The following is a 20800-nucleotide window of genomic DNA, read 5'->3' as shown; positions in this document are numbered from 1 at the left end:
ACAACGCATGCACCGCAACGGCACCACCCTCGACGACCCCCGCTTCGACGGGCCCCGCACGGCCGCGCTGGACCCGCTCGGGGCCGACGCGCCCCTGCGCGCCGTCCCCGCGATGAACGCCGCCGCCGACGTCCCGGCCCTGACCGCGGCCCTGCGGCGGCTCACCCCCAGCCTCCCCGAGGTCGCCGCGTTCGACTTCTGCGAATGCCTCGCCGCCATGCGCGACCTGGGGCTCCTCCTCGGCTCGGTCAAGCGCCACGGCGTGCAGCCCGTGCCGCTCGTCCCCGGCCTGGAGGCGGTCCTCACCGAGCTCGGCCGGCGCACCGACATGATCCCGCGCGACACCGTCCACCACTACACCGAGTGGAACCCCCTGGGCCCCAGGCAGCGCATGTACACCGGCGATCCGCAGGAGACCGTCCTCATGGGAGGACCGCGCGCCTCGATCCCCGCGCTCGGCCGGGCCCTGGAGCGCTGCGACGACCTCGGCGGGACCGACCTCGCCGACCCCGCGTTCGTGCCGCTCCTCGACGACCTCTCAGATGCTCTGGGCGCCTTCGAGACCTCGATCGCCGACGTGGTCGCCCGCGTCTCCCCGGAGTTCTTCGCGCAGCGGATGCGCCCCTACTACGAGGAGGTCGCCGTCGCCGGGCGCGACTGGCTCGGCCCCGCCGCCGCGCACGTCCCGCTCTACCTCGCCGACCTCGCCCTGTGGGCCGCCGACGACAACGACCCCGCGTACGAGGCGTTCCTGGCGGAGTCCGCCGAGCACACCCTCCCCAGGTGGCGGGCCCTGGTCGGCCAGTGGCGCGAGCGGCCCTCGCTGGTGCGGCGCCTGCGCGAGGCCGCGGAGCCCGACCCCGAGCCGTGGGCCCGGCACCTCGCCGCGCTCCACCGCGTCATGCGCCGCCTCGTGGTCTTCCGCGGCCGCCACCTCGGCATCGCCCGCAAGGCCTACAAGGAGGAGGTGCGCCTCTACGAGCTCGGCTCCGGCGGCGGCTCCATCGGCCTCCTCCAGTCCATCCTGGACATGACGCGCGACAACGCGGCCGCCGCCAAGTCCCTCGTCCCCGCCGGGAGGCCCGCATGAGGATCGTGATCGCCGGGGGCGGCATCGGCGGGCTCACCGCCGCGCTGTCGCTCCACGCCGCCGGACACCGCGATGTGCGCGTCCTCGAAGCCGCGCCCGAGCTGCGGCCCCTCGGCGTCGGGCTGAACATCCTGCCCAGCGCCGTCCGCGAGCTCCACGCGCTCGGCCTCGCACCCGCCGTCGAGGGCCACGCCGTGACCACCGCCGAACTCGCGTTCTACACGCGCCGAGGCGATCTCGTCTGGTCCGAGCCGCGCGGGCGCTTCGCCGGGCACCGCTTCCCGCAGTACTCCCTGCACCGGGGCCTCCTCCAGCAGGACCTCGCCGACGCCGTCGCCGCCCGGCTCGGCCACGGCACGGTGGAGACCGGCCGCCCCGTCACCGGCTACACCGTGAACGGCAGCCAGGTCACCGTCCACACCGGATCGGGCGACGTCGAAGCGGACCTCCTCATCGGCGCCGACGGCCTCCACTCGGCCGTGCGCGCCGCCATGCACCCCGGCGACGGCGACCCCGACACGAACGGGATGTGGATGTGGCGCGGCACCACCCGCGCCGCCCCGTTCCTCACCGGCGCTTCCATGGCCGTCCTCGGCGACGACCGCGCCAAGTTCGTCGTCTACCCGATCCGCCCCGCGGACGCCACCGGGAACGCCCTGGTCAACTGGGTCACCGGCCGCCCCGCCGACGGCCCCTCGGCCGCGCAGAGCCTCGCCGACCGCAAGAAGGAGGTCCTCGCCCAGTTCGGCGACTGGAAGGTCCCGTGGGCCGACGTCCCCGGGCTCGTGGCCGCCGCGGCGCAGATCCACGAGTACCCGATGCTCGACCGCGCGCCCCTGCCGACCTGGAACGACGGGCCCGTGACGCTCATCGGCGACGCCGCCCACCCGATGTACCCCGTCGGCTCCAACGGCGCGACCCAGGCGATCATCGACGGCCGCGCCATCGCCTGGCATCTCCACAAGGGACCAGATGTGGCGACCGCGCTGCGCCGCTACGAGTCCGAGCGCCTCCCCGCCACCCGCGGCGTCCAGGAGGCCAACCGCCGCATGGGCCCCGAGCGCGTCATCGACCTCGCCTGGCAGCGCGCCCCCGAAGGCTTCGAGCGCATCGAGGACGTGTTCACCCCCGAAGAGCTGCAACGCATCTCCGACGACTACGCGTCCACCGCCGGGTTCACCGTCGAGGAACTCGACGCCGACTCGCCGTACGGCACCGAGCCTTCCGGCGGGCCGCGATGAGCGCCGCGCCCGCCGCCCCGCACGCCTGCGACGGCGCCTGCGCCGCCACCGGCGACCTGCGGACCCTCATGGCCGCGTTCCCCACCGGGGTCGCGGTCGTCGCCGCGGCCGACCCCGCGGGGGAGCCGATCGGCATGACCTGCTCCTCCCTGTGCTCGGTCGCCCTGGACCCGCCGACGCTCCTGGTGTGCCTGCGCGAGCACGGCCCCACCGCCGCGGCCGTCCTCGCCTCCGGCGCGTTCACCGTGAACCTCCTCGACGACGGCGCCCGGCACGTCGCCGAGCTGTTCGCCTCCGGCGCCGAGGACCGGTTCGCGCACGTCAGGTGGCGCCCCGGCCCCTGCGGGCCGCACCTCACCGCCGACGCCCACTCCACCGCCGACTGCCGGGTCGCCCGCGCCCAGACCGTCGGCGACCACGTCGTCGTCTTCGGGTCGGTCGCGCGCGTGACCGCCCGCCGCGAGCCGCGCCCCCTCCTGTACGGCATGCGGCGCTTCAAGACCTGGGAAGGAGCGGGGTCCATCGCGGACCCCGCGGGCCCCCTTGGCGCCCGAATGCACGCAACAACCGACAACACGGAGAACTGATGAACATCGCCACCATCGTCCTTGCCCTGGTCCTGGCGGTCGCCTTCGCGGCGTCGGGGATCGTCAAGATCCTCACGCTGCCCCCGGCCAAGGCCGACGCCGACCGCTTCGGCATCTCGCACAACGCCTACAAGGGGATCGGCGTCCTGGAGTTCCTCGGCGGCGCCGGCCTCGCGATCGGCGCGCTCGTGACCGACTTCTGGTGGGTCGGCACCGCCGCCGCGGCCGGGATCGTCGCGCTCACCGTCGGCGCGCTCCTGACGCACCTGCGCGTCAAGGACCCGGCGGGCAAGGCCGCCGGGGCGCCGCTGTTCGGGGTCCTGGCCGCCGCGGCCGGGGTCCTCATCTACCTGAACGCGTAGACCGCCCAGGGGCCCGGCCCGGCCGGGCCCCGCCAGAATCCCATTTCGTCCATCCCTAATGGAGAGCCGCATGGAGTACCGCCGCGAACCGATCGCCGTCGTCGGCATGGGCTGCCGCTTCCCCGGCGCCGACGGCACCGACGCCCTCTGGGAGCTGCTGCTCGCCGGGGGCGACGCCACCGGGCCCACCCCCGAGGACCGCTACGACGCCGAGGCCATGTACTCGCCCGAGCCCGCGCTCGGAAAGGTCATCGCGAAGCGCTCGGGATACCTGGAGCGCGCCTTCGACTTCGACGCGCCGTTCTTCGGCATGACCCCCGCCCAGGCGTCCTATCTGGACCCGCAGCAGCGGCTGCTCCTCCACGCCGCCTACGAGGCGCTCGCCGACGCCGGGCTCACCCGCGAGGCCGTCGCCGGGACCCGCACCGGCGTGTACGTCGGCAACATGAACCTCGACTTCTGGGACGTCATCGCCCGCCGCGGCCCCGAGGCGATCACGCCCTCCGTCATCTACAACCTCCGGTCCGTCCTCTCCGGACGCCTCGCCTACGAGTTCGACCTGCGCGGCCCCAGCATCACCGTGGACACCGCCTGCTCCTCCTCCCTCACCGCCCTCCACCTCGCGTGCCTGTCGCTGCGCGCCGGGGAGACCGAGACCGCGCTCGTCGCGGGCGTCAACCTCAAGCTCAACGCCGAGGAGGACCTGCTGCTCTCCCAGGCGCGCATGTTCGCCCGCGACGGCCGCTGCAAGTTCGGCGACGCCCGCGCCGACGGCTTCGCGCCCTCCGACGGCGCCGCCGCCGTCGTCCTCAAGCCCCTCGCCAAGGCCCTCGCCGACGGCGACCCCGTCCACGCCCTCGTCCTCGGCGGGAACCTCGGCAACGACGGCCGCGCCTCCGGGTCCCTGCTCGCGCCCTCGATCGACGCGCACGCCGAGATGCTGCGCCTCGCCCACGAGGACGCCGGGATCGACGCCTGCGACGTCGACTTCATCGAGGCCCACGGCACCGGCACGCCCCTGATCGACCCCATCGAGTTCGCCGCGATCGGCGACGTCCTCGGCAAGGACCGCCCCGCCGACCGGCCCGTCCTCGTCGGCTCCGTGAAATCCAACATCGGCCACACTGAGGGCGCCGCCGGGGTCGCCGCGGTCATCAAGACCGCCCTGTCGCTCAAGCACCGCCGCCTCCCCGCGAGCCTCCACTACGAGACCCCCAACCCCAAGATCGACTGGGCCGCACTCCCCGTCGCCGTGCCCACCGCCACTGTGGACCTCGACGGGCGGGGCCGCCCGCTCCTCGCCGGGGTCAGCGGCCAGGGCATCTCCGCCGCCAACGCGCACCTGATCCTCGCCGAGGCCCCGCGCCGCGAGGCCGCCCCCGACGACGGCCGCGCCTACCCGTTCGTGCTCTCCGCGGCCACCGGCCCGGCCCTGCTCGACCGCGCCCGCGACTGCGCCGCATGGATCTCCGAGCACACGCACGCCCTCCGCGACGTCTGCTACAGCGCCGCCGTCCGCACCACCCACCACGCGCACCGCGCCGCCGTCCACGCCCAGACCCGCGCCGGACTCGCCGCCGCACTCCTGGCCATCGCCGAGGGCGACGCCCCCGCGCCCGAAGGCGTCGGCGCCGCGTTCTGCGACGGCGAGGACGTCGACTGGACCGCGGTCTTCGACGACACCGCCTCCTTCGTGCGCCTCCCGCACTACCCGTGGCAGTACGCCACCTTCCCCATCCCCGAGGAGGACCGATGACCGCCGTCCTCATCGGACTCGGCAGCGCCCTCCCGGAGCGGGAGGTCGGCAACGACGAGCTCGCCGCGCGCCTCGGCGTCACCCCCGAGTGGATCGAGCGGCGCACCGGCATCCGCTCCCGCCGCTTCGCCGACGCGACCACCCCCACCTCAGGTCTCGCCGCCGAGGCCGCCCGCGCCGCCCTCGCCGACGCCGCCGCCGATCCCTCCGAAGTGGACGCCTTCCTGGTCGCCACCTACACGCCCGACCACCAGATCCCCGCTACCGCGCCGCTCGCCGCCGCCCGGCTCGGCCTGAACTGCCCGGCCTTCGACGTCAACGCCGCCTGCTCGGGGTTCGTGTACGCGCTCGCCACCGCCGCCGGGCTCATCGCCACCGGCGCCCGCCGCGTCCTCGTCGCCGGGGCCGAGACCGCCTCCACCCTCACCGACCCCGCCGACCGCACCGTCCACCCGCTCTTCGGAGACGGCGCCGGGGCGGTGCTCCTGCGCGCCGGAGACCCCGGCGAGGAAGGCGCGATCCTCTCCCTCGACCTCGGCGCCGACGGCACCGGCGCCGCGAGCCTCGCCGCCCCCGGCTCCGCCTCCCGCGCCCGCCTCGGGACCGGAACCGAACGCCCCCGACCGGACCCCGCGACCTACTACATGGCCATGGACGGCCGCGAGGTCTTCCTCCAGGCCGTCGCGCACATGAGCGCGTCCTCCCGGGCCGCCCTCGACCGCGCCGGACTCAAACCCTCCGAAGTGGACCGCATCTGCGGCCACCAGGCCAACGTCCGCATCCTCCGCGCCGTCGCCGACGAGCTCGGCGCCGACCACGACCGCCTCCTGGTCGACCTCGACCGCGTCGGCAACACCGGCGCCGCGTCGATCCCCCTCGCCCTCGACCGCGCCCGCGGCGAAGGCCGCCTTACACCCGGCCACACCGTCCTCCTGACCGCCTTCGGCGGCGGGTTCACCTGGGGCTCGGCGCTGCTGCGCTGGCCCGGCACCGCACAACACCCAAGGAGCGCAACATGACCAACGCCGCCCGAGTCGCCGCCGTCGTCGCCAAGTGGTGCCAGGCCGACCCCGAGGACCTCACCCCCGACACGCGCCTGGAGGACCTCGACCTCGACTCCCTCAGCCGCCTGGAGGCCGCGCTCGGCCTCCAGCGGGAGTTCCGCGTCGCCATCGACGACACCCGCATGAACGACGCCGAGACCATCGCCGACGTCGTGGAGATCGTCGAGACCAGCCCCGCCAAGGCGGGCGACTGACCGATGAGTGCCACCGCCGTCCTGCTCCTGGCCCTCCTGTTGGTGGTGCTCGCCTGCCGCGCCGCGCACGCCGTGTGCCGCCGCATCGGCCAGCCGCCGGTGATCGGGGAGATCCTCGTCGGGATCGTCCTGGGCCCCAGCCTGTTCGGCGCGCTCGCACCCGAGGCGCACGCGTCCCTGTTCGGGCCCGGACTCCTCGCCGTCATCGACGGGGTCAGCCAGATCGGTCTGGTGCTCTTCATGTTCACCGTCGGCCTGGAGTTCCCGATCGGGCGGCTGCGCAGCACCGCCCGTACCGGCCTGGCCGTCTCCGGCGCGGGGATGGTCGTCCCGCTCGCGCTCGGCTTCACGTTCGCGCTCTGGGCCGGCCCCCGCCTCGGCCTGTTCCCCTCCGGGGTCGAGCCCTGGATCGGGGCCCTGTTCATCGGGCTGCTCCTGTCGATCACGGCGTTCCCGGTGATGGCCCGCATGATCGCCGACCACGGCCACGTAAGCACCCGCTTCGGCTCCGTCTCGCTCACCGCGGGCGCCCTGGACGACGCCGCCGCGTGGGTCCTCCTCGCGGCCGTCCTCGCCGCGTTCGGCACCGGCGCCGGCGCCTCCGCGCTCATCGCCGTCGGCGGCCTCGCCGCCCTGGCCGCGGTCCTGCTCCTGGTCCGCCGGTGGGCCCGGCACTGGTTCGACACCCGCGACCCGGGCCGGGACGCCGTCCTCGTCGCCGCCGCGCTCGCGCTGCTCGCCTCGGCCGGGTTCACCGAGCTCATCGGCGTCCACGCGGTCTTCGGCGCGTTCGCCCTCGGCGCGGCCGTCCCGCGCGGCGCCGCCGCCGAGGCCCTCTCCGAGCGCATCCGGCCGCTCACCACCGTGCTGTTCCTGCCGCTGTTCTTCGTCCACTCCGGCATGAACACCGACCTGGGGCTCATCACCGGCGCGGGCCTGGCCGCCGGGGCCGCCGCGCTCGTGGCGCTCGCGTTCCTCGGCAAGCTCGGGGCCTGCACGGCCGCGGCGCGCGCGGCGGGGGAGTCGTGGGCCGACGCGGCCCGGATCGGCTGCTACATGAACGCGCGCGGCCTCATGCAGCTCGTGGCCCTGGACATCGGCCTGCGCGCGGGGCTCATCGACCAGGCCGCGTACGCGATGGTCGTCGTCGTCGCGGTCGCCACCACCTGCTTCACCGCGCCGGGCCTGGCGGTCGTCGACCGGCTCGCGCGCCGCCGCACCGCCCCGGAACCGGAGGCCGTCGGAGCCCCGACGTAGGGTGGCCGAGCACACCGGCACCGGCCCTGGCCTCGCAGTATGCTTGGGGGATGGAGGAGTACGCGGGCGAGGCGATGAGCATGGGCACCGCCCTGGTGCGCACGGCGTTCCTCGTGGACGCCGTCTACGCCGAGGTCGCCCGCGAGTTCGACCTCACCAGCGCCCAGGCGCCGCTGCTGTGCCTGCTCCTGTCCCGCCCGCACGGCATGTTCGAGCTGGCGAAGACCTTCGGCCTCGCCAAGTCCAGCATCTCCGGGCTCGTCGACCGCTGCGAGAAGCGCGACCTCGTGACCCGCGAGTCCGACCCCGCCGACGGCCGCGCCGCCCGCGTCACCCTGACCGCCAAGGGCGCCCAGCTCGCCGAGGAGCTCCACGAGGTGATCGACCGCCGCGTCGCCGAGCTGCCGCTGGGCCTCGCGGCCGCCGACCGCGAGACGCTGCTCGCCCTCCTCACCAGGGTCGTCATCGACAACCGGGTCCCGGCCGTCTTCAACGACGGCGAGTGCCCCTCCGCCCAGGGCTGAGCCCGGCACGGCGGAACCCCCGCCGCCGGACGGCGACGGGGGTCTCGGCCGCACGGCCCGATGACGATCGGACGGGCCCGCGGCCGGGTCTCAGGCGGTGCCGAACATGTCGGCGAACCGGCCGTTCATCAGGTCCCGGCCCTTCCACTGCGCGACCTGGTCCGCCGGCATGAGCACCGGCCCCTCCGGCGAGGGGAACTGGCCCACGCCGTACTCGGGCCCCAGCGGCAGCAGCATCGCCCGCAGCGGGCTCGGCCGGTACTCCTCCTTCGGCTCCTGCCCGTTGACCTGCGCGATGATGTTGGCGGCCACCACCTCCGCGTGCTTCGAGGCGGCCCCGGCCCGCTTCTCCTCGGCCACGTCGGTGAGGTCGCCGACCGCGTACACGTTCGCGTGTCCGTCCACATTGAGCCGCTCGGTGACCGGCACCTGCCCGCGCCCGTTCAGCGGCGCGAGGCCGTCGCCGAGGTACCCGGAGTTGGTGCTCGCACCGTAGGCGCGGAACCAGATGTCGGCCTCCACGCGCTCGCCGCCCACCGTCGCGCGCACGTCACCTGCCCGGCCGGGCTCCACGTCCGGCTCGGCGTCGAACGCCGCGCCCAGGCGCACCTCGACCTTGAGCTCCGCGAGCTGGCGCACCAGCTCGGCGCGCAGCTCCGCGGTGTACCCGGGGACCAGCTCGGCGCCGGGGTCCACGACGGTGATCCGCTTGCCGGGCCACACGTCCCGGATCTCCCCGGCCAGCTCCAGGCCCACCGGCCCGGCCCCGGCGATGAGCACCCGCTCGGCCCCTGCCAGCTCGGCGTGGGTCGCCTTGAAGTGGTCCAATGCCTCCGCGGTCGAGTCGGTCCGGGTCTTCGCCGGGTACGGGTAGGCCGAGCCGGTCGCGAGGACGATGTAGTCGGCCTCGACGCGCCCGCCGGAGGCGAGGGTGACGCCCCGGGCGTCGACCGCCGCGGCGTACTCGCGGAGGTGGCTGCCGCGCTTGAGGACCCCGCTGTAGGGGAAGAAGATCTGCGCGGCCCACTCCTCGGGCCGGGTGAGGGCGCGGAGTGCGCCCGCGGCGTGGACGAACGCGTCCTTGGGCTCGATGAGCACCACGTCGGCGTGCTCGTCGAGGGCCTTCACGACGGCCGCGCCGCCGTATCCGCCGCCGACGACCGCCACGGTCCTGCCTTGCTCTGTCATGGTCACGCCTCTTCCGATAAAGTAGTTCGCACTACGAACCATAATAGTTCGTAGTACGAACTACAAGCGGACGGGACGTGACCCCGGCCACTGGCGGAGATCCCTGCCGCACAAGGTGACACGACGACAGAACTCCGATACCTTCTGTGCATGAGCGCGACCACCAATGCCTCCACCGACCTGCCCGGCGACCCGCTCCGGCAGCTCACCCTCGACCAGCTCCGCCAGCGCACCAGCGAGAAATGGCGGCACTACGACCCCGACGTGCTGCCCCTGTGGGTCGCCGAACTCGACGTCCACCTGGCCGAACCCATCGCCAAGGCCGTCACGGACGCCATCGCCGCGGGCGACACCGGCTACCCCTCCGGCACCGGCTACGCCGTCGCCGTCGCGGCCTTCGCCGCCGAGCGCTGGCACTGGACCGACCTGGACCGCGGCCGCATCCGCACGGTGCCGGACATCATGCTCGGCGTGGTCGAGATGCTCAAGGCCGTCACCGGGCCCGGCGACGCGATCGTCGTCAACAGCCCCGTGTACCCGCCGTTCCACGCGTTCCCGGTCTTCAACGACCGCAAGGTGATCGAGGCGCCGCTCGGCCCCGACCACCGCATCGACTTCGCGGCCCTCGCGGCGGCCTTCGAGCTGGCGCTCGGGCGCGGCGGAAAGGCCGCGTACCTGCTGTGCAACCCGCACAACCCGACCGGGACCGTCCACACCAGAGACGAACTGGAGCGGGTGGCGCGCCTCGCCGCCGACTACGGCGTGCGCGTCGTCTCCGACGAGGCCCACGGGCCGCTCGTCGCGCCCGGCACGGTCTTCGTGCCGTACCTGACCGCGGAGGGCGCCGAGACGGGCCTGGCGCTGACCTCGGCGGCCAAGGGCTGGAACCTCCCCGGGCTGCGCGGGGCCGTCGCGATCGCCGGGACCGCGGCCGTCGCGGACCTGGAGAGGATGCCCGAGAAGATGTCGAGCAGCATCAGCCACCTCGGCTCGATCGCGCACGCCGCGGCGTTCCGCGAGGGCGGGCCGTGGCTCGACGCGCTCCTGGCGGGCCTGGAGGAGAATCGGCGCCTGCTCGCGGACCTGCTGGCCGAGCGCCTGCCCGAGGTGCGGTACCGGCCGCAGCCGGGCACGTACCTCGCGTGGCTCGACTGCCGGGCCCTCGGCCTCGGCGACGACCCTGCCGCGGTGTTCCTGGAGCGCGGGCGCGTCGCGCTCAACTCGGGGCTCCCGTTCGGGACCGGCGGCAAGGGCCATGTGCGCCTGAACTACGGCACGTCCCCGGAGATCCTCGCCGAGGCGGTCGAGCGGATGGCCGCGGCCGTGCGGAACTGAAGGCCCGAAAAGCCTGACGGCGCCGAATTCTGACGACACCGATGTATGACAACGCAGACAAGCTTCACATTACTGACGGGTAACGGTAGTCTCCTGATTACGGGCCATCGACGGCCATCCATGTTTCCGAACAGGAGACTGCCATGTCCACACCCCGGAGACGTTGGGCCGCAGCGATCCTCGCTGCGGCGCTGACCACCCTCACCCTGTCCGCCGCGGCCGTTCCCGCCCAAGCCCAGGAACGCCCCGACATCGTCCCGCTCCCCGCGAACCTCGAAGCGATCCGTGCCGCCGAGGCCACCGCCCTCTACGGCGCCCCCGGCATCCGCCCCCTCGACCAGCGCCAGACCTCGCTGGTCTCCATGGGGGACAGCGAGATCTCCGGCGAAGGCGTCGGCAACTACGACCCGGACACGCACCGCGAAGGCAACTGGTGCGACCGCTCCTACGACCAGGCCCTGTTCCGCACCGGCATCGAGAGCGACGTCCAGTACAACGTCTCCTGCTCCGGCGGCGCCTCCCCGCACCTCGTCGAGGGCTCCGGCGAGCACCAGTGGGACGAGCTCAACCAGGGCGACAACCTCGCGATCAAGGCCCGCAACACCAAGGTCGAGCTCGTGTGGATCGTGGTGGGCGCCAACGACGCGGGCGGCATCGAGTTCGGCCCCACCGCCACCGAGTGCGTCACGAACCGCATCCTGTTCCTCGGCCCCTGCTGGGACGAGCACACCGATGACTGGGCCGCGCGCGTCGAGGTCACCCAGGACGGCGTCGAGACCGCGATCGACGCGGTCCGCCAGACCATGACCGACGCGGGCTACCTCGGCACGGACTACGACCTGGTCGTCATGTCCTACCCGAGCCCCGGCGGCCCCGACGTCGAGGACAACCCGGACTTCCCCGGCTGGTACTCCGGCGGCTGCCTCCTCTACCTCGCCGACGCGGCCTTCGCGCGCAACAAGGCCGTGCCCCTGTTCGAGGACGGCGTCCGCGACGCGGCCCTCGGCAAGGGCGCGCGGTACCTCAACGCGCAGCGCCTCTTCGACGGCCACGGCGTGTGCGAGGCCCAGCCCTGGGCCCGCGGCGTGTACGTCGAGGTCGGCGTCCTGCCCTCCGAGAACGCCTTCCGGCAGTCGCTGCACCCCAACTACCTGGGGCACGGCGCCTTCGCGGAGTGCATCACCGAGTTCTACGAGCACCCCGACTGGGCGACCTCGACGTGCGTCGACCCGGGGAGCACGAACAACGCCGTCCTCTACGAGGGCCTCTTCGAGTTCAAGGACCTGAAGAACACCTCGACGGGCCTGTGCGTCGACGCCGAGGGCTACGACTCCCGCAACGGCACCGACCTGGTCTCCTGGACCTGCCACGGGGGCCGCAACCAGGGCTTCTGGTACGACGAGGCGGCGCGCTCGCTCCACGTCGAGCTCTCCCACGACCGCTGCGTCGACGTCGAAGGGGGCCGCATGCAGGCCGGGACCCCGCTGGTCCTGTGGGACTGCCACGGCGGCCTCAACCAGGAGTTCGTCTTCGGCGCCAACGGCATCCACCCCGCCGGGCACTCGAACCTGTGCATCGGGTTCAACGGCGCCGCGACCGGATCGTCCCTGGTCCTGACCGCGTGCGGCACGGCGGCCAGCGCGATCACGGCCGCCGCTCGCAGCTACGCGAACCCCGTCGGCTACGGCCACGACGACTGGATCGGATCGAGCGTCTACTAGGGATCACGTTGGGCGGCCCCGGCGACGGGGCCGCTCAGCGGCGCCACCGCAGGAGCAGGTCCGGCAGGCCCTCCTCGTTCCCCGACCCGTCGTCGGCGTTGATCTCACTGAACCCGTGCCGCGCGTAGAAAGCGCGCGCCCCGGTGTTCGCCGCGAACACCCGCAGGTCCAGTGTTCGCCGCCGCCGCTTTGCCCGGTCCAGCAGCGCCTCCCCGATCCCGCGGCCCTGCGCGCCCGGCTCGATGTACAAGTGCGCCAGCAGGTCTCCCTCCAAGGCCGCGAACCCGACCGGCACGCCGCGGTGCTCGGCCACCAGCACCTCCGACTGCGGCACCATGACCTCCCTGACCCACCAGTCGGTCTGCTCCCGCGTGTACAGCGCGGGCAGGTACGCCATCCCGCTCCTCGTGGCCCAGAAGATCCGCGCCACGTCCTCCACATCCCCGCCCCACCCGCGCCGCACCAGCGGGAAGGTGTCGAGGCTGATGATCTCTTGGACCCGCCACGCGTTGAGCGCCGGCGACCGCAGGCCGAGGTCGTGCAGTTCCCTGCGTATCGCCGCCAAGTCCCCGCTCATCTGCGCGAGCAGCTGCCGCTCGGCCCGGTCGAAGGGGCCGTCGAGGAATGCGGCGACGACCTGTTCCAAGTGGCGGTGGAGAGGGGCGAGCCGATCGCGCGCCCCCGGTCCGATCCGACGCCACTCGAAGGCGACCGCGAACCTGGACGCCTCAAGGGCGTCGGGCCCCGGCCAGCGCCGCCCGCGCCGGTACCGGGCCTCCTCGGCCTCGGGCTCGCGCCGCCCGGCCCGCTTCGCTTCGGCCCGCCGCCGCGCGAACACCGCATTCTCGGCGATCCGTGCGTTCCGGCTGGCCTCCAGGCGGTCCAGGGCCCGCACGAGCGTCTCGGCATCGAGCTCGGCCCGGCCGTCCGTCCCGGTGAGGAACGCCCACGACGCATGGAACCCGATCTGCCGGTACTCCTCAAGTGCGCACCGCAGCGCCGTGTACCGCTGGCCCATGGGCAGGTCGGGGTTGCGCACGCGTCGCGCGCGGGTCTGGAAGGTCACCGGGGGACCCTACTCCTCCAGGCCCGGGAAGTCCTCCGGGTTTGCGGCCATGAACTCGGTGAACGCGCGCGGCCGCCGGCCCGTCAGCCGTTCGACCTCGCCGGTGACCTCCTGGAAGTCCCCTCGGCCCATCGAACCGTAGAGGGACGCCAGCTCCGCGGCCTGCTGCGGCGCGAGGCCGAAGCCGAGGAGCCGCGCCGCGACGGCCTCCTCCGCGTGCGGGTTGAACCCGACCGGGCGGCCCCAGCCGCGGCTGAGGTGCGCTGCGATCGCCGCGTACGACAGCGCCTCGGGTCCGGTGATCTGAAGCGTGCCAACGGGCTCCGGCGCACCCGTGAGCAGGACCGCGGCGCACGCCGCGATGTCGCGGCAGTCGACGAACGCCATCCGCCCCGGACCGTCGGGACCGATCAGCGCACCCTGCTCGTCCCACAGGACCGTTGCGGGACTCAGGAAGTTCTGCATGAACCCGCCGGGCCGCAGCATCGTCCACTCCAGACCCGAGGCCTTCAGGTGCGCCTCCGCCTCGCCGTGCCCGCCCTCCGACATCCGGCCCCCGACGCGCGCGTTCAGCACCGACAGCTTGACCACGTACCGCACGCCCGCGCCCTTCGCCGCGTCGATCGCGTTCCGCTCCCAGCGGACCATCGGCTGCTCGCCGTCCTCCGTCTCCGGCTGCGCCCCAGGGGACGCGAGGAACATCCGGTCGACGCCGTCCATGGCCGCCGCGAGCGACGCGGGGTCGTCGAAGTCGCCGACCGCGTAATCGGCCCCGAGGGCCTCGCCCTTGGCGGCGTCCCGCACCAGCGCCCTGAACCGCGCGCCCTGCGCTTTCAACTGCGCGACAAGGTGCCTGCCGGTGGAGCCCGTCGCTCCGGTCACGAGGATCATGTGCCGTCTCCGATACAAGTGGAAGAATATCGTCCGTTTTCTGACGCTAGCATAAGCGGAAGAAAATCGTCCAGTACCATCGCGGGGTGACCGCGAACCCAGAAGCGCCGCTGCGCGCCGACGCCCGCCGCAACCGCGAACGCGTCCTCGCGGGCGCCGCCGCCCTCATCAGCGCCCGCGGCCCCGACGTGCCCATGGAGGAGATCGCCCAGCACGCGGGCGTCGGCGTCGGCACCCTCTACCGCCGCTTCCCCGACCGGCACAGCCTCATCCGCGCGCTGGCGGCCGACATGTTCCGCCGCGGCATCGCCCTCGCCGAGTCCGACCCCGGCGGCCTCACCGGGTGGGACGCGCTCGTGCGCCTCGTGCGCTTCTGCGGCGAACCCGAACTCGGCGCGCTCGCCTCCGCCCTGCGCCCCTGGCTCGCCGAGCACCGCGACGCCGACGAGGAGCTGCGCGACCTCACGACGACCTGGCTCGACCGCTTCGAGCGGACCGTCCGCCGCGCCCAAGCGGAAGGCGCGATGCGCACCGACGTCGACGGCGCGGACCTCCTCAACTTCATCAGCCTCGTGTCCTGCCGCATGCCCGAGCTCACCGCCGAGGCCAGCCGCGACGCCACCGCCCGCTACCTCGACATCGTCCTCGACGGCCTCCGCACCTGACCCCGGCCTCCGCACCTCGCACCCGTCCTCCAAACGGTCCGGCCCATAGACGTGGGAGCGCTCTTCCGTTACTGTGGAACACGGTTGGGACTTGTCCACCCGCTCACCCCTTCTAGGAGCCGACACATGGGCGCGAGCCTGCCCACACTCTTCCGCCGTCCCGCGATCCTGTGGTCGGTGCTCGCCGCCGCGCTCGCGGCCGCCGTCGTCACGGTCCTGCTCGTCGTCCCCGGCACCGACGACGGACCCGCCGATGGAAACGGCGACTACCTCGACGCGAGCCTCCCCGTCGACGAGCGCGTCGACGACCTCCTCTCCCGCATGACGATCGAGGAGAAGGTCGGCCAGATGACGCAGGTGACCGTCGGCGCGATCGACCCGTACCCGACCGACGTCGCCGAGTACGGCATCGGCTCCCTCCTCAACGGCGGCTCCGAAGCCCTCTTCTCTACCGCCGAGGAATGGGCCGCGATGATCGACGGCCACCAGGCCCAGGCCCTCGACACCCGCCTCGGCATCCCGCTCATGTACGGCATCGACGCCGTCCACGGCAACACCGCGATCCCCGGCGCCGTGGTCTTCCCCCACAACATCGGCCTCGGCGCCGCCCACGACCCCGGCCTCGCCGGGCGCGCCGCCGCCGTCACCGCCGCCGAGACCCGCGCCGCCGGGATCCACTGGACGTTCGCGCCGTGCGTGTGCGTCGCCCGCGACAGCCGCTGGGGCCGCACCTACGAGTCCTACGGCGAGGACCCCGGCCTCGCCTTCGAGTACGCCGGGCCCGTCGTCCAGGGCTACCAGGGCGAGGACCTCGCCGCGAACACCAGCGTCCTCGCCACCGCCAAGCACTACGTCGGTGACGGCGGCACCGCCTACGGCTCCTCCACCACCGAGGACTACCTCCTCGACCAGGGCGTCACCACCCTCACCGAGGACGAGCTCCGCTCGATCCACCTGGCGCCCTTCCAGGCCGCCGTCGACGCCGGGGTCGGCTCCGTCATGGCCTCGTTCTCCTCCACCGACATCGGCGGCGGCCCCGTCAAGGCCCACGCCGACGAGTACCTCATCACCGAGGTCCTCAAGGGCGAACTCGGCTTCGACGGGTTCGTCGTCTCCGACTGGCAGGCGGTCGACCAGCTCAGCGACGACTACAACGAGGCCGTCCGCACCGCGATCAACGCGGGCGTCGACATGGTCATGGTCCCCTTCGAGTACAAGGCCTTCATCGCCGCGCTGCTCGCCGAAGTGGAGTCCGGCGGCGTCAGCGTCGAGCGCATCGACGACGCCGTCTCCCGCATCCTCGCCCAGAAGTTCGCCCTCGGCCTCTTCGAGCACCCCGACGCCGACACCGCCGGCGCCGCCGACATCGGCTCCGACGCCCACCGCGAGGTCGCCCGCGAAGCCGCGGCCGCCTCGCAGACCCTGCTGCGCAACGACGGCGACCTCCTCCCGCTCACCGGGCAGGAGTCGATCTACGTCGCCGGCTCCGGCGCCGACTCCATCGGCCGCCAGACCGGCGGCTGGACCGCCTCCTGGCAGGGCTCGCTCAACCCGCCCACCGAAGGCACCACGATCCTCGCGGGCATCCAACAGGTCGCCCCCGACGCCGCGGTCACCTTCAGCGAGGACGCCTCCGCGCCCGTCGAAGGCGCCGACGTCGGCATCGTCGTCGTCGCCGAGGACCCCTACGCGGAAGGCGTCGGCGACGCGGGCGCGGGGGACCACGACATGGCCGTCTCCGAAGCGGACGCCGCCGCCATCGCGACCGTGTGCGGCGCCGTCGAATGCGTCGTCATCGTCGTCTCAGGACGCCCCGTCGAGATCGAACCGCACCTCGGCGCGACCGGTGCGGGCAGCGGCGTCGACGCACTCGTCGCCGCATGGCTCCCCGGCAGCGAAGGCGCCGGCGTGGCGGACCCGCTCTTCGGCGCCACCCCCTACAACGGACGCCTCCCCGTGACCTGGCCCCACCAGACCGACGACGAGCCGCTCAACGTCGGCGACCCGGGCTATGACCCCCTCTTCGCGTTCGGCTTCGGACTCCAGACCGCCTGACCTCCGTCCGTGCCGCCGTCCGGCGCATGGCGGCGGCACGGCCTCGGCTTCCACCGGTCGCGGCAAGTGTGCCCGCGGGGTCCGACAGTTCAGGCGCGGGCGGTCTCGGCGTCGATCCACTCCAGGTACTCGGGGTTCCCGGCGGTGATCGGGAGCATGACGACCTCGGGGACCTCGTAGCCGTGACCGGCCTTGATATGGGCCTCCAGCTCGGGGTAGGCGGCGGCGGTCGTCTTGAGGACCACCCGCCACTCCTGCGCGGTGTCCACCTTCCCCTCCCACCAGTAGATGCTGCACAGGGGCCCGAAGACCTGCGCGCAGGCGGCGAGCCGGGCCTCGACGGCATTGCGCGCCAACAAGGTCGCGGACTCGGCAGAATCGGTGGTCGTGACCACCTGGACGTGCTCGAACTCGGTCATAGCCGCCTCCAAACCGCTTTGCACGAGGGTATCGTCCGAAGCGGCCGCGCGGGAAGCTATTCGTACGCCGTGCAGGGCACCGAATCGGGCAGGTCGTACCGCCCGTCGACCTCCGCCTGGAAGCCGGTCACCGCGTCCTCGCCGGGGTCCAGCCGCCCGTTCCAGCTCTTCGACCCGAACCAGCCGCGCCCGAGGTCGTCCATGTTCCAGTAGTGGTAGATGTCCACATCGTCCAGATCGAGGTCGATCTCCCACGACGCCAGCCGCTCGTCCCCGACGTTGACCACCGCGACCGAGACGTCCACCGTGTCCTGCCACGACCCGTCCTCCGAGAGGTACGCGACGCACGCGGCCCCCTCCACCGACGACTCCTCCTCATGCGGCGCTTCGGCATCCGACGAAGCCGCGGCCGTCGTCGGCGCACCCGACGGCGACTCGGACGGCGCCGCCTCCGACACCGACTCCGACGGCGTCTCCAGGGCCGAACTCGCCGTCTCCGCGACCGCCGCAGCGCTCGAACTCTCCTCCGCCGCCGACGGCCACGCCGTCGTCGGCCCGTCCACGGCGCTCACCGGCTCGCGGTCCGCACCGCCGCCGAACACCCCGAGCTGCCACATGGCGATCAGCGCGACCACGCCCGAGAACGCCCCCAGGATCTGGAGCAGCCGCCCGTGCAGCCGCCCGCGACCCGGGGGCTCCGCTTCCGACCTGTGCATCCGACCGCCTTCCAATGAGGACGCCCTCGCGGGTCCGCAGTAGAGGACGCGCGCCGATCCGCACGGCTCAGCCTACCTGCACACAAGTGCCCGAACGGTCCGCGATGATTCGCCCCGATACCCGATGAACTGGGACTTCATCCGCACTCGTGACGATTCGTCACCCCTTCCGGGAGAAGACGCCCCCGCGGCGCACCCCGTCCCCGACGGGCCCGCCGCGGCCTCGTTCCCGCCTACGCCCCGACCACGCGGCCTACACTGGCCCGATGAGCAAGGCCCGCGACACCGACCCCGCGCAGGACGCGCCCACCGTCCACCCCCCGAAAGACCACGCCGTCGGCCTGCCCGCCGTCCTCAACTCCGTCCGGCACGTCGGCTCCGCCGCCGGGATCAGACGCGGACTCCCCCTCCTGCGCAAGATCAACCAGACCGACGGCTTCGACTGCCCCGGCTGCGCCTGGCCCGAACCCCTCCACCGCCACCCCGCCGAGTTCTGCGAGAACGGCGCCAAAGCCGTCGCCGAAGAAGGCACCCGCCTGCGCGTCGGCCCCGACTTCTTCGCCGCCCACCCCGTCGCCGACCTCGCCGACAAGTCCGGCTACTGGCTCGGCCAGCAGGGCCGCCTCACCGAACCCGTGTACCTCGCCGAAGGCGCCGCCCACTACACGCCCGTCACCTGGGACGAGGCCTTCTCGCTCATCGCCGGTGAACTCACCGCCCTCGACAGTCCCGACGAGGCCGCGTTCTACACCTCCGGGCGCACGAGCAACGAGGCCGCGTTCCTCTACCAGCTCCTCGCCCGCAAACTCGGCACGAACAACCTCCCCGACTGCTCGAACATGTGCCACGAGTCCTCGGGCTCGGCGCTGGCCGAGACCATCGGGATCGGCAAGGGCAGCGTCCTCCTCGACGACCTGTACCAGGCCGACCTCATCATCGTCGCGGGCCAGAACCCCGGCACCAACCACCCGCGGATGCTCACGGCCCTGGAGAAGGCCAAGCGCGCCGGGGCGAAGATCGCCACGGTCAACCCCCTGCCCGAGGCCGGGCTCCAGCGCTTCAAGAACCCGCAGACCGCCCGCGGGCTCGCCGGGCGCGGCACCGACCTCACCGACCTGTTTCTCCAGATCAAGGTCGGCGGCGACCTCGCCCTGTTCAGCCACCTCAACCGGATGCTCCTGCGCGCCGAGGACGCCGCGCCCGGCGTGATCGACCGCGACTTCATCGACCGGTACACGCACGGCTTCGACGCCTTCGCCGCCCACCACGCGGGCGGCGACGACGCGGCCGCCCTCGCCGAGACCGTCCGCCGCACCGGCCTGTCCCCGGCCGACATCGAACGCCTCCTCGCCATGGTCCTGGCCGCCGACAAGATCGTCGTCTGCTGGGCGATGGGCCTGACCCAGCACAGGCACGCGGTTCCCACGATCCGCGAGATCGTCTCCTTCCTCCTCCTGCGCGGCAACATCGGCCGCCCCGGCGCGGGCGTGTGCCCCGTGCGCGGCCACTCCAACGTCCAAGGCGACCGCACCATGGGCATCTGGGAGCGGATGCCCGACCGGTTCCTCGACGCCCTCGGCGCCGAGTTCGGCTTCGCGCCGCCCCGCGACCACGGCCTCGACACCGTCGGCACGATCCGCGCGATGCGCGACGGCCGCGTCAAGGTCTTCTTCGCCATGGGCGGCAACTTCGTCTCCGCCAGCCCGGACACGGCCGCCACCGAGGACGCCATGCGCGGCTGCCGCCTCACCGTGCACGTCTCCACGAAGCTCAACCGCTCGCACGTCGTCACCGGCGCCCGCGCGCTCATCCTCCCTGCCCTCGGCCGCACCGATGTCGACGCGCCCGGAGGCCGCGAGCAGTTCGTCACGGTCGAGGACTCGATGGGCATCGTCCACTCCTCCCACGGCCGCGTCGCCCCGCTCAGCCCGCACATGCGCAGCGAGGTCGCCATCGTCGCCGGCCTCGCCCGCGCCGTCCTCGGCGACGCCGACGACACGCCCTGGGAGGACTTCGCCGCCGACTACGACCGCATCCGCGCCCGCATCGAACGGGTCGTCCCCGGCTTCGCCGACTACAACGCCCGCGCCCGCGTCCCCGGCGGGTTCGCCCTCCCGCACGCGCCGCGCGACGAGCGCGTCTTCCCCACGGCCACCGGCAAAGCCAACTTCACCGTCAACCCGGTCACCTCGCCCGAAGCAGGCCCCGGCCGACTGCTGCTCCAGACCCTGCGCAGCCACGACCAGTTCAACACCACGATCTACGGGCTCAACGACCGCTACCGCGGCATCCACGACGGCCGCCGCGTCGTGCTCGTCAACCCCGACGACGCCGCCGAACTCGGCCTGACCGACGGCGACTACCGCGACCTCGTCAGCGAATGGTCCGACGGAGACCGCCGCGCCCCGCACTTCAAGATCGTCCACTACCCGACCGCCCGCGGCTGCGCCGCCGCGTACTACCCCGAGACGAACGTGCTGGTCCCGCTCGACTCCGTGGCCGAGTTCAGCAACACCCCCACTTCCAAGTCCATCGTCGTCCGCTTCGAGCCCGACAGCGCCGCCGACACCCCCGCTCCCTCCTCACCGTGACCTTCGACCGCGGCCCTTGCGGCCCCGGCCCCCGTCGAGCTATGCAGGCAAGAGAACCACCGACCACCTGAACCCAGG

19 protein-coding genes are annotated in these 20800 nt (G+C 73.2%); 14 read left to right on the top strand and 5 right to left on the bottom strand.

The window, feature by feature from the left end:
* The first annotated feature begins 7 nt into the window (after window positions 1-7).
* From ACFFXY_RS18980 to ACFFXY_RS18940, 9 genes are all read left to right on the top strand, one after another.
* Complete coding sequence (locus ACFFXY_RS18980; protein ID WP_382354073.1) at window positions 8-1090, top strand: monodechloroaminopyrrolnitrin synthase PrnB family protein; 1083 nt, start codon at window positions 8-10, stop codon at window positions 1088-1090.
* Window positions 1087-2331, top strand: a complete 1245-nt coding sequence (locus ACFFXY_RS18975) for a flavin-dependent oxidoreductase (protein ID WP_382354070.1) — start codon at window positions 1087-1089, stop codon at window positions 2329-2331. Before ACFFXY_RS18980 ends, ACFFXY_RS18975 begins: the two co-directional genes overlap by 4 nt.
* Window positions 2328-2918 carry a flavin reductase family protein gene (locus ACFFXY_RS18970; protein WP_382354067.1) on the top strand — a complete coding sequence of 197 codons (591 nt, stop codon included), beginning with the start codon at window positions 2328-2330 and terminating at the stop codon, window positions 2916-2918. The genes ACFFXY_RS18975 and ACFFXY_RS18970 overlap by 4 nt, the downstream gene beginning before the upstream one ends.
* Window positions 2918-3280 (top strand): DoxX family protein, encoded by a 363-nt coding sequence (locus ACFFXY_RS18965; RefSeq protein WP_382354064.1) that lies wholly within the window; start codon window positions 2918-2920, stop codon window positions 3278-3280. The genes ACFFXY_RS18970 and ACFFXY_RS18965 overlap by 1 nt, the downstream gene beginning before the upstream one ends.
* A 70-nt stretch (window positions 3281-3350) precedes the next feature.
* Window positions 3351-5036: a beta-ketoacyl synthase N-terminal-like domain-containing protein gene (locus ACFFXY_RS18960; protein WP_382354061.1), complete on the top strand. Its 1686-nt coding sequence runs from the start codon at window positions 3351-3353 to the stop codon at window positions 5034-5036.
* Entirely contained in the window at window positions 5033-6055 is a 1023-nt protein-coding gene (locus ACFFXY_RS18955) for a beta-ketoacyl-ACP synthase III (protein WP_382354058.1), read from the top strand. Before ACFFXY_RS18960 ends, ACFFXY_RS18955 begins: the two co-directional genes overlap by 4 nt.
* Entirely contained in the window at window positions 6052-6294 is a 243-nt protein-coding gene (locus ACFFXY_RS18950; RefSeq protein ID WP_382354055.1) for an acyl carrier protein, read from the top strand. The genes ACFFXY_RS18955 and ACFFXY_RS18950 overlap by 4 nt, the downstream gene beginning before the upstream one ends.
* Before the next feature lie 3 nt (window positions 6295-6297).
* Window positions 6298-7551 carry a cation:proton antiporter gene (locus tag ACFFXY_RS18945; RefSeq protein ID WP_382354052.1) on the top strand — a complete coding sequence of 418 codons (1254 nt, stop codon included), beginning with the start codon at window positions 6298-6300 and terminating at the stop codon, window positions 7549-7551.
* A gap of 50 nt (window positions 7552-7601) precedes the next feature.
* Window positions 7602-8075: a MarR family winged helix-turn-helix transcriptional regulator gene (locus ACFFXY_RS18940; protein ID WP_382354049.1), complete on the top strand. Its 474-nt coding sequence runs from the start codon at window positions 7602-7604 to the stop codon at window positions 8073-8075.
* A 90-nt stretch (window positions 8076-8165) separates the two neighbouring features.
* Here the strand turns inward: ACFFXY_RS18940 and ACFFXY_RS18935 are convergent, their stop codons facing one another.
* Window positions 8166-9263, bottom strand: coding sequence for an NAD(P)/FAD-dependent oxidoreductase (locus ACFFXY_RS18935; RefSeq protein ID WP_382354046.1), 1098 nt, complete (start codon window positions 9261-9263; stop codon window positions 8166-8168).
* Window positions 9264-9413: 150 nt separating this feature from the next.
* Between ACFFXY_RS18935 and ACFFXY_RS18930 the strand changes: the two genes are divergently transcribed.
* A complete protein-coding gene (locus ACFFXY_RS18930) occupies window positions 9414-10598 on the top strand; it encodes a MalY/PatB family protein (protein WP_382354043.1) in 1185 nt (394 codons plus the stop codon).
* 143 nt (window positions 10599-10741) lie between these two features.
* Window positions 10742-12319: a ricin-type beta-trefoil lectin domain protein gene (locus tag ACFFXY_RS18925; RefSeq protein ID WP_382354040.1), complete on the top strand. Its 1578-nt coding sequence runs from the start codon at window positions 10742-10744 to the stop codon at window positions 12317-12319.
* Window positions 12320-12353: 34 nt separating this feature from the next.
* Here the strand turns inward: ACFFXY_RS18925 and ACFFXY_RS18920 are convergent, their stop codons facing one another.
* Together ACFFXY_RS18920 and ACFFXY_RS18915 are read right to left on the bottom strand one after the other, a co-directional pair.
* Complete coding sequence (locus ACFFXY_RS18920) at window positions 12354-13385, bottom strand: GNAT family N-acetyltransferase (protein WP_382354038.1); 1032 nt, start codon at window positions 13383-13385, stop codon at window positions 12354-12356.
* Between the two features lie 9 nt (window positions 13386-13394).
* Window positions 13395-14276 carry an SDR family oxidoreductase gene (locus ACFFXY_RS18915; RefSeq protein WP_382354035.1) on the bottom strand — a complete coding sequence of 294 codons (882 nt, stop codon included), beginning with the start codon at window positions 14274-14276 and terminating at the stop codon, window positions 13395-13397.
* 86 nt (window positions 14277-14362) lie between these two features.
* On the opposite strand from ACFFXY_RS18915, the gene ACFFXY_RS18910 reads away from it, so the two are divergent.
* Window positions 14363-14941, top strand: coding sequence for a TetR/AcrR family transcriptional regulator (locus ACFFXY_RS18910; RefSeq protein ID WP_382354032.1), 579 nt, complete (start codon window positions 14363-14365; stop codon window positions 14939-14941).
* Between the two features lie 126 nt (window positions 14942-15067).
* Complete coding sequence (locus ACFFXY_RS18905; protein ID WP_382354029.1) at window positions 15068-16996, top strand: glycoside hydrolase family 3 protein; 1929 nt, start codon at window positions 15068-15070, stop codon at window positions 16994-16996.
* Between the two features lie 89 nt (window positions 16997-17085).
* Here ACFFXY_RS18905 and cutA read toward each other — a convergent pair whose 3' ends face one another.
* Complete coding sequence (gene cutA / locus ACFFXY_RS18900; RefSeq protein WP_382354026.1) at window positions 17086-17415, bottom strand: divalent-cation tolerance protein CutA; 330 nt, start codon at window positions 17413-17415, stop codon at window positions 17086-17088.
* 56 nt (window positions 17416-17471) lie between these two features.
* Entirely contained in the window at window positions 17472-18131 is a 660-nt protein-coding gene (locus ACFFXY_RS18895; RefSeq protein WP_382354023.1) for a cellulose binding domain-containing protein, read from the bottom strand.
* A gap of 266 nt (window positions 18132-18397) precedes the next feature.
* On the opposite strand from ACFFXY_RS18895, the gene ACFFXY_RS18890 reads away from it, so the two are divergent.
* Window positions 18398-20722, top strand: a complete 2325-nt coding sequence (locus ACFFXY_RS18890; protein ID WP_382354020.1) for an FdhF/YdeP family oxidoreductase — start codon at window positions 18398-18400, stop codon at window positions 20720-20722.
* Window positions 20723-20800 lie beyond the last annotated feature (78 nt).

It is taken from the genome of Glycomyces mayteni (assembly GCF_042428885.1).
Classification (GTDB): Bacteria; Actinomycetota; Actinomycetes; order Mycobacteriales; family Micromonosporaceae; genus Glycomyces; species Glycomyces mayteni.
The sequence above is the reverse complement of the archived record's forward strand: the minus strand, read 5'-3'. Positions and strand labels throughout refer to the sequence as shown.

Excerpts from the sequence above, each read along its gene's own strand:
- ACFFXY_RS18980 (WP_382354073.1), top strand. The coding sequence starts at position 8 with ATGCACCGCAACGGCACCACCCTCGACGACCCCCGCTTCGACGGGCCC.
- ACFFXY_RS18975 (WP_382354070.1), top strand. The coding sequence starts at position 1,087 with ATGAGGATCGTGATCGCCGGGGGCGGCATCGGCGGGCTCACCGCCGCG.
- ACFFXY_RS18970 (WP_382354067.1), top strand. The coding sequence starts at position 2,328 with ATGAGCGCCGCGCCCGCCGCCCCGCACGCCTGCGACGGCGCCTGCGCC.
- ACFFXY_RS18965 (WP_382354064.1), top strand. The coding sequence starts at position 2,918 with ATGAACATCGCCACCATCGTCCTTGCCCTGGTCCTGGCGGTCGCCTTC.
- ACFFXY_RS18960 (WP_382354061.1), top strand. The coding sequence starts at position 3,351 with ATGGAGTACCGCCGCGAACCGATCGCCGTCGTCGGCATGGGCTGCCGC.
- ACFFXY_RS18955 (WP_382354058.1), top strand. The coding sequence starts at position 5,033 with ATGACCGCCGTCCTCATCGGACTCGGCAGCGCCCTCCCGGAGCGGGAG.
- ACFFXY_RS18950 (WP_382354055.1), top strand. The coding sequence starts at position 6,052 with ATGACCAACGCCGCCCGAGTCGCCGCCGTCGTCGCCAAGTGGTGCCAG.
- ACFFXY_RS18945 (WP_382354052.1), top strand. The coding sequence starts at position 6,298 with ATGAGTGCCACCGCCGTCCTGCTCCTGGCCCTCCTGTTGGTGGTGCTC.
- ACFFXY_RS18940 (WP_382354049.1), top strand. The coding sequence starts at position 7,602 with ATGGAGGAGTACGCGGGCGAGGCGATGAGCATGGGCACCGCCCTGGTG.
- ACFFXY_RS18935 (WP_382354046.1), bottom strand. The coding sequence starts at position 9,263 with ATGACAGAGCAAGGCAGGACCGTGGCGGTCGTCGGCGGCGGATACGGC.
- ACFFXY_RS18930 (WP_382354043.1), top strand. The coding sequence starts at position 9,414 with ATGAGCGCGACCACCAATGCCTCCACCGACCTGCCCGGCGACCCGCTC.
- ACFFXY_RS18925 (WP_382354040.1), top strand. The coding sequence starts at position 10,742 with ATGTCCACACCCCGGAGACGTTGGGCCGCAGCGATCCTCGCTGCGGCG.
- ACFFXY_RS18915 (WP_382354035.1), bottom strand. The coding sequence starts at position 14,276 with ATGATCCTCGTGACCGGAGCGACGGGCTCCACCGGCAGGCACCTTGTC.
- ACFFXY_RS18905 (WP_382354029.1), top strand. The coding sequence starts at position 15,068 with ATGGGCGCGAGCCTGCCCACACTCTTCCGCCGTCCCGCGATCCTGTGG.
- cutA (WP_382354026.1), bottom strand. The coding sequence starts at position 17,415 with ATGACCGAGTTCGAGCACGTCCAGGTGGTCACGACCACCGATTCTGCC.
- ACFFXY_RS18895 (WP_382354023.1), bottom strand. The coding sequence starts at position 18,131 with ATGCACAGGTCGGAAGCGGAGCCCCCGGGTCGCGGGCGGCTGCACGGG.
- ACFFXY_RS18890 (WP_382354020.1), top strand. The coding sequence starts at position 18,398 with ATGAGCAAGGCCCGCGACACCGACCCCGCGCAGGACGCGCCCACCGTC.